The organism is Kitasatospora sp. NPDC057738 (assembly GCF_042798815.1).
Classification (GTDB): Bacteria; Actinomycetota; Actinomycetes; order Streptomycetales; family Streptomycetaceae; genus Kitasatospora; species Kitasatospora lactacystinica.
The window spans coordinates 50,301-58,123 of record NZ_JBHVJT010000014.1 but is presented as its reverse complement, the minus strand read 5'-3'; the positions used below and the strand labels follow the sequence as shown (position 1 = coordinate 58,123).

The 7,823-nt window shown below is 73.7% G+C and carries 7 protein-coding genes and 1 pseudogene; 5 read left to right on the top strand and 3 right to left on the bottom strand.

All coding sequences use genetic code 11. From position 1 onward, the window contains the following. A pseudogene (locus ACFVGO_RS10300) lies at positions 1 to 199 on the bottom strand (hypothetical protein); the annotation flags it as partial. On the opposite strand from ACFVGO_RS10300, the gene ACFVGO_RS10295 reads away from it, so the two are divergent. Beyond that, positions 198 to 854, top strand: a complete 657-nt coding sequence (locus ACFVGO_RS10295) for a transcriptional regulator (protein WP_380631340.1) — start codon at positions 198 to 200, stop codon at positions 852 to 854. The pseudogene ACFVGO_RS10300 and the gene ACFVGO_RS10295 overlap by 2 nt on opposite strands. After that, on the top strand, positions 851 to 1,981 hold the full coding sequence (locus tag ACFVGO_RS10290) for a pyridoxal phosphate-dependent aminotransferase (protein WP_359899352.1): 1,131 nt from the start codon (positions 851 to 853) through the stop codon (positions 1,979 to 1,981). The genes ACFVGO_RS10295 and ACFVGO_RS10290 overlap by 4 nt, the downstream gene beginning before the upstream one ends. Before the next feature lie 120 nt (positions 1,982 to 2,101). Here the strand turns inward: ACFVGO_RS10290 and nagB are convergent, their stop codons facing one another. Further along, complete coding sequence (gene nagB / locus ACFVGO_RS10285) at positions 2,102 to 2,884, bottom strand: glucosamine-6-phosphate deaminase (RefSeq protein ID WP_359899350.1); 783 nt, start codon at positions 2,882 to 2,884, stop codon at positions 2,102 to 2,104. Between the two features lie 288 nt (positions 2,885 to 3,172). Next, positions 3,173 to 3,580, bottom strand: a complete 408-nt coding sequence (locus ACFVGO_RS10280) for a hypothetical protein (protein WP_359899348.1) — start codon at positions 3,578 to 3,580, stop codon at positions 3,173 to 3,175. A gap of 326 nt (positions 3,581 to 3,906) precedes the next feature. Here ACFVGO_RS10280 and ACFVGO_RS10275 point away from each other — a divergent pair, with 326 nt between their 5' ends. From ACFVGO_RS10275 to ACFVGO_RS10265, 3 genes are all read left to right on the top strand, one after another. After that, on the top strand, positions 3,907 to 4,668 hold the full coding sequence (locus tag ACFVGO_RS10275; RefSeq protein ID WP_359899347.1) for a serine/threonine protein kinase: 762 nt from the start codon (positions 3,907 to 3,909) through the stop codon (positions 4,666 to 4,668). After that, positions 4,665 to 6,194, top strand: a complete 1,530-nt coding sequence (locus ACFVGO_RS10270) for a protein kinase (protein WP_380631338.1) — start codon at positions 4,665 to 4,667, stop codon at positions 6,192 to 6,194. The genes ACFVGO_RS10275 and ACFVGO_RS10270 overlap by 4 nt, the downstream gene beginning before the upstream one ends. A 91-nt stretch (positions 6,195 to 6,285) precedes the next feature. After that, positions 6,286 to 7,386: an ionic transporter y4hA gene (locus ACFVGO_RS10265; protein WP_359899343.1), complete on the top strand. Its 1,101-nt coding sequence runs from the start codon at positions 6,286 to 6,288 to the stop codon at positions 7,384 to 7,386. Positions 7,387 to 7,823: the final 437 nt, after the last annotated feature.

The following is a 7,823-nucleotide window of genomic DNA, read 5'->3' as shown; positions in this document are numbered from 1 at the left end:
GATCTAGTACGACATTTTCTAAAATATGAATTCCATGTTTAAATAATTGATGATGCGCTGCTAATTCTTTATCATCTAGCGGATCAACTGATGGTACATCTACTCCGATTAAACGAATACCCCGCCGAGACCCTTCGGCGGGGCCCGGTGCGCGAAAGCCCTGGACGAAGTGTCCGATCCGGACGTACAGTCCGACCATGTCTGCGGAAAACCCCGACCCACGCGTGCCGACCTGGTCCCCGGTCTGCCGCGCCGTGGCCCTGCTGCTCGGCCCGTACGCCGAGGTGGTGCTGCACGACACCGCCACCGACCGGGTCCTCGCCATCTGGAACCCGATGACCCCCCGGGCCCCCGGCGACCCCTCGCTGCTCGGCGAACTGGACGGGATCGACCCCTCCGCCCCCGACGTCTACGGCCCCTACGAGAAGCTGCTGCCCGACGGCCGGCGGCTCTCCTCGGTCAGCGCCGTGCTGCGCGACGACGCCGGAAAGCCCACGGCGGTGCTCTGCGTCAACCTCGACCGGGGCCCGCTGGAGCAGGCCGCCGCCCTGCTGGCCGGCTTCGCCGCCCCCACCGCGCCGCGCCCCGAACCGCTCTTCGAGCGCGACTGGACCGAGCGGATCAACGACGTGGTCGGCGGGTACGTCCGCGACCGGGGCCGCCCCTTGGAGCGGTTCACCCGCGAGGACCGGCTCGCCGTCCTGACCGAACTGGACCGGGCCGGGGTGTTCGCCGTCCGGCGCGCCGTCCCGGTCGTCGCCACCGCGCTGCGGATCTCCCGTTCCACCGCGTACAGCCTGCTCGCCGAGCTCAAGCAGCACCCGGCGGGCCCCGCCAAGGAGTACCACCAGTGACCCAGCTCCCCGACTTCCGGCTCGAAACCCACTTCTCGCGCTGGGAGTTCACCGCCCGGTACCACCTCACCGCCTCCGACGCGCAGACCATGACGATGGCCGAACTGCTCGCCCTGGCCGGCCCCGAGGACCGCGAGGCCTGGGACACCCTGGCCCTCGGCTACACCGAGACCTTCGGCGACCCCGGACTGCGCCGCGCCGTCGCCGGGATGTACGAGCAGGTCGGCGAGGACGACGTGATCTGCTTCGGCGGCGCCCAGGAGGGGCTCAACCTCGCCATGCAGGTGCTGCTCGAACCGGGCGACCACGCGGTGGTGCTGACCCCCAACTACCAGTCCGCCGAGACCGTTCCGCTCTCGCTGTGCGAGGTCACCGGCGTCGCGCTGGACGCGGAGCGGGACTGGGCGCTGGACCTGGACGCGGTCGAGGCGGCGCTGCGCCCCAACACCAGGGTGCTGTCGGTCAACTTCCCGAACAACCCGACCGGCAAGGTGATCGACGCCGCCGACTTCGTCCGGCTGGCCGAGCTCTGCGACGAGCGCGGCATCCGGCTCTTCTCGGACGAGGTCTACCGCGGCCTGGAGCACGACCGGGCCCGCACCCTGCCGCAGGCCGCCGACCTCTCCGAGCGGGCCCTGTCGCTCAACGTCACCTCCAAGTCGCTCGGCCTGCCCGGCCTGCGGATCGGCTGGATCGCCTGCCGGGACCGGGAACTGCGCTCGCGCCTGGAGCGGGCCAAGCACTACACCACGATCTGCAACTCGGCGCCGAGCGAGGTGCTGGCCCGGATCGCGATCACCGCCCGCGAGCACATCCTGGCCCGCAACCGCGCGATCATCGCCGAGAACCTGCCGCGGTTCGACGCCTTCTTCGCCGAGTTCGCCGAGCTCTTCGAGTGGCGCGCGCCGGACGGCGGCTGCGTCGCCTACCCGCGCTACCGGGGCCCGGGCGACGTGGCGGAGTTCTGCACCGCCCTGGTCGAACAGGCGGGCGTGCTGCTGCTGCCCGCCGACGTCTTCCGCTCGGAGCTGACCCCGACCCCGGCCGACCGCTTCCGGATCGGCCTCGGCCGCCGCGACCCGGGCCCCGGCCTGGCGGCCTTCGGCGACTGGCTCCGCAAGCGCTGAGGCGCACCCGGGGCGGACCCGGGCCGGACCCGGGGCGGACGCGAAGCGGCCGGGGCGCCGGCCACCGAGGGGAGTCGGCGGCCGGCACCCCGGCCCGTCAGGGGTGCCGCCCGGGAGTGGTCAGAGCTTCTGCCAGGCCGGCTTGGCGGCGTAGGTGTCGCGGAAGTAGTCGGCGAGCTTCAGGCGGGAGGCGGCCGCCTCGTCCACCACCACGGTGGCGTGCGGGTGCAGCTGGAGCGCCGAGGCGGGGACGACCGCGGACAGCGGGCCCTCGACGGCGAGCGCGACGGCCTCGGCCTTGGCCTCGCCGGTGGCGAGCAGCACCAGGTGGCGGGCCTCCAGGATGGTGCCGATGCCCTGGGTGATGACGTGGTGCGGGACCTCGTCGATGCTGTCGAAGAAGCGCGCGTTGTCCACCCGGGTCTGCCGGGTGAGGGTCTTGATCCGGGTCCGGGAGGAGAGCGAGGAGCAGGGCTCGTTGAAGCCGATGTGGCCGTCCGTGCCGATGCCGAGCAGCTGGAGGTCGACGCCGCCGGCCTCGGCCAGCGCGCGGTCGTAGGCGACGGCCGCCGCGGCGATGTCGGACGCGTTGCCGTCCGGGCCCAGGAAGGAGTCCTCGGTCAGGCCGAGCGGCTCCACGACCTCGCGCAGCACCACCGACCGGTACGACTCGGGGTGGCCGGCGGGCAGGCCGACGTACTCGTCCAGCTGGCAGATGCGCGCCTCGGCGGCGTCCAGCCGGCCGTCGCGGACCCGCTCGGCCAGGGCCTGGTAGATCGGCAGCGGGGTCGAGCCGGTCGCCACGCCGAGCAGGGCGTCGGGCTTGTCGGTCAGCAGATCGGTGATCGCCGCGGCGATGAGGTCGCCGGCCGCACGGGCGTCAGGGACGATCACGATTTCCATACTGGGTCCACCGTTCTGAGGCGAGTCTGAGGTCTAGACCTCCGAGGTCTAGACCAGTTTGCCGTGAAGGGGTGCCCCAGGTCCACCCGGGTCCGACTGGCGGGCGATCTTCCGCCCCTGCCCGTTCTGCCAGGTCGGAACGGCCGGGGCCGGCCGTCGGGGGATGTCCCGACGGCCGGCCCGGTGTTCGTGTCCTCTACGGCTTCCCGCTCACCGGTCGTCCGGACGGCTGCCCGGTCGTACGGACGGCGTGGGGCGGGCGGCCGCGGCGCCTCTGCGGCCCCGCGGTCAGAACGGGTTGGTACAGGTGGTGACCTGCTGGGCGACGTCCAGCGCGGGGCCGGCGGTCGCGCAGATCATGCGGGGGGCGGTGGTGGCCACCCGCGGGGTGACCGCCTCGGCGGAGCCGAACCGCACGGTGGTCGCGGCGGCGACCGTCTTCCACGGGCTGCCCCAGGCGGCCTGGGTGCGGATCTCGACCCGAACCAGCGTCAACTGGCCCCGGTCGGCGCTGACCCGGGCGACTCCCACGATGCCCTCGCCGTCGGCCTGGTGCGAGACGCAGGGCTGGTTGAGCACCGCGGCGCAGGCCGCGCCGTCGGTGCCGGACGTCGCCGTGGCCGCCATGGCCGGGGCCGCCGTCAGGCCGGCTATCCCTGCCGCTGCCATGACCACAGCTGCGATCCGAGCGCGCATGATGCGAACCTCCTTGGAAATTAAGGGAATCTCACTCCTTGAGATGAGTCTTGCACACATTGTGAACCCGGTGTGTGTGCGTTGCGTCACACTCATGGTGACGGTTCAACTACATCCTGCAACCATTCGCCGCCCGTTCAGCACACGGACAACTCCAGTCCTGACGGACGATCGGTTCATCGGGAAGCTGCGGGTGGCATCGGCAACCCGCCCACGGCCCGGCGGGGTTGGCGGTGCCCCGGTGCCCCGCTCACCCGTCCGGGTGGCGGGTTGCCCCCGGGGCGAATCGGACGGATACCATCGAGCCGATCCCACGGAGGTGCCGCGTGGACACGGTCATCGTGCAACTTCCCGGCCCGGGGCCCGAGGTGGCGCCCGGCGAGACCCCCGGCCTGCTGCGGATGGGCCCGGGCGAGACCGCGGTGTTCGGGCGCGGGGAGCCCGGCCGGCCGGTCCCCATCCCGCTGCCCGACCAGGGCGTCTCCCGCCGGGCGGGAGAGGTGGTCGCGGCCGAGGACTACTGGCGGCTGTCCAACTTCAGCACCTCGGCCACCTACGTGGTGGAGAACCTGGAGGGCGCGGGGGAGCACGTCAAGGTCGCGCCCGGCCGGATCGGCGCGCCCGTCCCGTTCGAACTCTCCCGGGTGCTGCTGCCCGCCCTCGGCGGGCCCGCCGCCTTCAAGGTCTTCGCCCCGCAGCACGCCTACCTCGACGGCCGGCCCGGCGGCGCCGAGGGCGAGCGCACCGTCAGCCCGTTCGCCCTGGACCCGACCGCCAAGTACTTCCTGGTCCTGCTCGCGCTCTGCGAGCCCAGACTGCGCTCGCCCTCCGCCGCGGCCGTCCCCGGGGTGACCGAGGTGCTCGCCCGGCTGCGCGCCCTGCCCGGCTGCCGCGGACTGAGCCGCTCGGCGGTCAACTACCACATCGACTACCTGGTGGCGACCAAGCTGCGGCTGCGCGAGCCGTACGAGGAGGGCCCGGGCGGCGGAAAGCGCGAGGAACTGGTGGCGCTGGCGCTGAGGTTCGACCTCGTCCGGGAGGAGCACCTCGCGCTGCTCCCGCCCCGGCGCCCGGCCGCCCGGCCGTGACGCCCGGTGCCCCGCCCGGGCCGGAGTCCGGGCCGCCCGGCGCCGGGACCGCGCCCGGCGGCCCGCCGTTCGCGGTCCCGGCGGGCTACCCGATCGCCGGCTACCGCCTCGGCGCCTTCCTCGGCGCGGGCGCCTGGGGCAGCGTGTACGCCGCCGAGGGCCCCGACGGCGGCCCGGCCGCCGTCAAGATCCTCGGCGCGGCCCGGTTCAGCCCCGGCCAGCGCCGGACCGTGGCCCGGATGGCCCGCAGCGAGCAGCGCTTCAGCCGCCGCGCCGACCATCCCCACCTGATCCGCACCTTCGCCGTGGCCACCGTCGAGGACCCGGACCACCCGGAGCTCGACGGCGCCGTCGCCCTGGTGATGGAACGCGCCGCCCGCAGCCTCCAGGACCTGCTGGCCGAGGCCCGCCCCGGTACGGCGGTGCCCGGCGCCGAACGCATCCTGACCGAGGTCTGCGCCGGGCTGACCCACATGCACCGGGCCGGCTGGGTGCACGGGGACCTGAAACCGGCCAATGTCCTGCTGATGCCCGACGGCACCGCCAAGATCGCCGACTTCGGCCTCACCGCCGAGTTGGAGGGCACCCACGCCTACGCCCCTCCGCTCGGCTCGCCCGACCACGTCCCGCCCGAGTGGTGGTCCGAGCGCACCGGTGCCCGCGGCGTCGCCGTGCGCCCCAGCGCCGACGTCTGGGCCTTCGGCGTGATCGCCCACCAGCTGCTCACCGGCGGCCTGCACCCCTTCCTCGGCGCGACCGCCCGGGCCCGCTCGCTGGCCGCCCAGGCGTACGCGCGGGGCGCCGCGCCGCTGCGGCTGGACGAGGCGCTGCCGGCGCGCTGGCGGCCCGTGGTCACCGCCTGCCTCGCCCCCGGGCGGGAGGAGCGGACCCGGACCGGGCCGGCCCTGCTGGTCGCCCGGGCCGCCGCCCCGTCGGGCCGGCGCCGCCGCGCCGCCGTCCGGGCCGGCGCGGGCCTGCTGGCCTGCGGGCTCGCCGTCCTCGCCCTGACCGGCGGACCGGAGCCGGGCGGGCCGGGCGCCGCCCGGCGCGCGGTGCCCCCGCTGCCCGGTGCGATCCCGGCCGGCTCGGACGTCCCGGTGGCCTACCGGGGAATGATCGAGACCGCGGCGCGGCGCTGCCCCGAGCCGGAGGTCACCCCGGTGCTGCTGGCGGCCATGCTGAAGGCCGAGAGCGGCTTCGACCCGAACGCGGCCCGCCCGGAGACCGGCGAGTACGGCATCGCGATGTGGACGCCTTCGGTCTTCGAGGCCTGGGGCAAGGCCGCCACCCACCCCGGAGCCAAGTCGTACTGGGACCCGGGCGACGCGATCGCCGCGATGGGCAACTACGTCTGCTGGCTCGACCAGCAGATAAAGCACCGCGGCCTCACCCACGACCTGCCCGCCCTGGTCGCGGCGGCCTACCGCACCAGTGACAAGAGCGTGGTGGCCGCCGGGGGCGTCCCGGAACGGGTTCGACCACATGTCGACAAAGTGCTTCAGTACCTTCGCGACTACGGAGGGTGACGCCGCGAAATGGGATGAGTTATGCCACATCCCTACGAATCCCGGCGCGGGCACCCGGGTGACGGGCCTCCGGTCTGGGATCCTCGGCGGCATGATCACGAAGCTCCGCGCGGCCGTCGCGCAATGGACCGTCGTCGTTCCGGTGGTGTCGTTCCTCGTCCTCGCCCTGACCTGGCACAAGGAACTGCCCGGCTGGGTGGTGGCGGTGGTCGCCTGCTTCCTGGTGGGCGCCGTACTGTCCGCCGTGCACCACGCCGAGGTCATCGCGCACTGGTCGGGGGAGCCGTTCGGGTCACTGGTCCTCGCGGTGGCGGTCACCGTGATCGAGGTCGCGCTGATCGTGACGCTGATGGCCGACGGCGGGGACAAGTCCTCCACGCTGGCCCGGGACACCGTCTTCGCCGCCGTGATGATCACCTGCAACGGCATCCTCGGACTGTCCATCGTGGTCGCCGCCGTCAAGTACCGGACCGCCGTGTTCAACGCCGAGGGCACCGGCGCCGCGGTCGCCTGCATCGCCACCCTCGCGACCCTCAGCCTCGTGCTGCCGACCTTCACCACCAGCTCGCCCGGCCCGCAGTTCTCCACCACCCAGCTCACCTTCGCGGCCACCGCCTCGCTGGTGGTGTACGGGCTGTTCGTGGCCACCCAGACCATCCGGCACCGGGACTACTTCCTGCCCGTCACCCCCGAGGGCCGGGTGCTGGACGAGGAGGAGCACGCCTCCCCGCCGACCGTCCGGGCCGCCGGGGTCAGCCTGCTGCTGCTCGCCGTCGCCCTGGTGGCGGTGGTGGGCCTGGCCAAGGGCGTGTCGCCGACCATCGAGAAGGCGGTGGACGACGCCGGGCTCCCGCACGCGGTCGTCGGCGTGGTGATCGCCCTCATGGTGCTGCTGCCGGAGACCATCGCGGCGCTGCGCGCGGCCGTCCGCAACCGGGTGCAGACCAGCCTCAACCTCGCCCTCGGCTCGGCGCTCGCCAGCATCGGCCTGACCATCCCGGCGGTCGCGATCGCCTCCAGCTGGCTCTCCGGCCCCCTCGTCCTCGGCCTCGACCCGGCGCACATGGTGCTGCTGACCCTGACGATCATGCTGCTCACCCTGACGGTCATCCCGCGCCGGGCGACCCCGCTCCAGGGCGCGGTGCACCTGGCGGTGCTGGCGGGGTACGTGGTGCTGGCGTTGAACCCGTGAGGGCCCGCCGGCCGTAGTCCGGAGTGGAAGCCCCTGGCCCGTTCCCCCGTGCGGACCAGGGGCTTCCGGCGTTCCCGGGGCCGGACCGGGCGGACCGCGTGCGCCCGGTCCGGCCGATGTGGCCGGCGGGGCCGGCGGGGCCGTGGGTGAACCCGGGGAGCGGCGGCGGCCGTGGTACCGGGTGAGGGCCCCTGGTCCGCCCCCGTGGCCGGGGACCCTCGTCGAATCCGGTGCGACCGCCGGTGGACCCCCTGGCCAGGGGGTGCGCACCGTGGAACGACAAGGAGCCCCTGGTCCCGCAGCTGCTCGCGGGCCGGGGGCTCAGTGGGGGGGGGGGGGAGGGAGGGGGGGACAACAGGGAGGGGGCGACCCACTTTTTTTGTTTTGGGGTTTTTCTGTATGGTCCAATAGCCCCCCAGAACCCACACCCCCCCCCC

Bases quoted from the DNA above. Each gene is read 5' to 3' on its own strand.
- ACFVGO_RS10295 (WP_380631340.1), top strand. From the start codon at position 198: ATGTCTGCGGAAAACCCCGACCCACGCGTGCCGACCTGGTCCCCGGTC.
- nagB (WP_359899350.1), bottom strand. From the start codon at position 2,884: ATGGAAATCGTGATCGTCCCTGACGCCCGTGCGGCCGGCGACCTCATC.
- ACFVGO_RS10280 (WP_359899348.1), bottom strand. From the start codon at position 3,580: ATGCGCGCTCGGATCGCAGCTGTGGTCATGGCAGCGGCAGGGATAGCC.
- ACFVGO_RS10265 (WP_359899343.1), top strand. From the start codon at position 6,286: ATGATCACGAAGCTCCGCGCGGCCGTCGCGCAATGGACCGTCGTCGTT.